The organism is Micromonospora sp. NPDC051924, assembly GCF_055586005.1.
In genome coordinates, this window is the sequence record NZ_JBVJJA010000069.1 from 1 (window position 1) to 1,240 (window position 1,240).

General features: G+C 75.7%; 1 rRNA gene and 1 pseudogene. One reads left to right on the top strand and one right to left on the bottom strand.

The annotated features are described in order from the left end of the window. Positions 1-89 (top strand): 5S ribosomal RNA (rrf, locus tag ACZ6S5_RS32300); the annotation flags it as partial. Between the two features lie 91 nt (positions 90-180). Here the strand turns inward: rrf and ACZ6S5_RS32305 are convergent. Then, positions 181-1,240 (bottom strand): annotated as a pseudogene (locus ACZ6S5_RS32305) (hypothetical protein); the annotation flags it as partial.

Genomic DNA, 1,240 nt, shown 5'->3' on the forward strand with positions numbered 1-1,240 from the left:
CCGGTAACATTCCGAACCCGGAAGCTAAGCCCTCCAGCGCCGATGGTACTGCACTCGGGAGGGTGTGGGAGAGTAGGACACCGCCGGACAATCTTCCAGTCGAGGGCCGCCCCAGCAGGGTCGGCCCTTGACTGCGTTAGCGTCCTGACGGACGCACTCAGGAAGGATGTACCTGTGAGTTCAGGACCGCAGGGCGGAGATCGCCCCCGTCGTTACGAGGACCGCGCCGACCGCTCGGGGCGCGGCGACGCCCGCCGCGACGACCGGCCGTCGTACCGGGGCGACCGCGACGACCGCTCGGGCGGCCAGCGGGGCGGCTCCGGTGACCGCCGCGACGGCGGCTTCCGCTCGGGCTCCCGGGAGGGTGGCTTCCGCGGCGGTGACCGCGAGGGCGGCTTCCGCGGCGGCGACCGTCGTGAGGGCGGTTTCCGCTCCGGCCCCCGGGAGGGTGGCTTCCGCCGTGACGACCGTGAGGGCGGCTTCCGCGGCGGTGACCGCCGTGACGGCGGCTTCCGCGGCGGTGAGCGGCGCGACGACCGCGACGCCGGCAACCGTGGTGGCGACCGCCGTGAGGGCGGCTTCCGCCGCGACGACAACCGGGACGGCGGCTTCCGCTCCGGTCCCCGCGAAGGCGGCTTCCGGGGCGGCGAGCGTCGCGAGGGCTTCCGCCGTGACGACCGCCAGGGCGGCTTCGCCGGCGACCGCCGTGAGGGTTCCCGTGGCGGCCCCCGTGAGGGCGGGTTCCGCGGCGGTGACCGTGAGGGCGGCTTCCGCGGCGGTGACCGTCGTGAGGGCGGCTTCCGCTCCGGTCCCCGCGAGAGCGGTCCCCGTGCGGGTGGCTTCGGCGGTGAGCGCCGTGAGGGCGGCTTCCGTCGCGACGACCGTCAGGGCGACGTCCGGGGTGAGCGCCGTGAGGGTGGCTTCCGCCGCGACGGAGGCGTAGACGGCGAACGCCGTGAGGGCGGCTTCCGCGGTGGCGACCGTCAGGGAGGGTTCCGTGGCGGTGAGCGCCGCGAGGGCGGTTTCCGCGGCGGGGACCGTGAGGGTGGCTTCCGTGGCGGTGAGCGCCGTGAGGGTGGCTTCCGTGGCGGTGAGCGCCGTGAGGGCGGTTTCCGCGGCGGGGACCGTGAGGGTGGCTTCCGTGGCGGTGAGCGCCGTGAGGGCGGTTTCCGCGGCGGGGACCGTGAGGGTGGCTTCCGTGGCGGTGAGCGTCGCGAGGGCGGTTTCCGCGGCGGGGACC